Origin of the sequence: Streptococcus oralis (assembly GCF_004127215.1) — a bacterium.
Lineage (GTDB): Bacteria > Bacillota > Bacilli > Lactobacillales > Streptococcaceae > Streptococcus > Streptococcus oralis_BD.
In genome coordinates this window covers 1-407 of the sequence record NZ_QEWJ01000125.1, presented here as the reverse complement: position 1 = coordinate 407, position 407 = coordinate 1, and the positions used below count along the sequence as shown (strand labels likewise).

Genomic DNA, 407 nt, shown 5'->3' with positions numbered 1-407 from the left:
TCCGATATCACGGCCATAATGGCGGATAGCGTCACGCGCATAATCGTCAGGCTGATGGCGTTGTCGGGACTCATCGGTAATGGTGCCAACTTACTGATTTAGTGTATGATGGTGTTTTTGAGGTGCTCCAGTGGCTTCTGTTTCTATCAGCTGTCCCTCCTGTTCAGCTACTGAAGGCGTGGTGCGTAACGGTAAAAGTACTGCCGGACATCAGCGCTATCTCTGCTCTCACTGCCGTAAAACATGGCAGCTACAGTTCACTTACACCGCTTCTCAACCCGGTACGCATCAGAAAATCATTGATATGGCCATGAATGGCGTCGGATGTCGCGCCAGTGCACGCATTATGGGCGTTGGCCTCAACACGGTTTTACGACACTTAAAAAACTCAGGCCGCAGTCGGTAAC

Annotated in this window: 1 pseudogene; it reads left to right on the top strand. The window is 51.1% G+C overall.

Annotated elements, in window-relative coordinates:
- Positions 1-130: 130 nt before the first annotated feature.
- A pseudogene (locus DF216_RS10645) lies at positions 131-407 on the top strand (IS1-like element transposase); the annotation flags it as partial.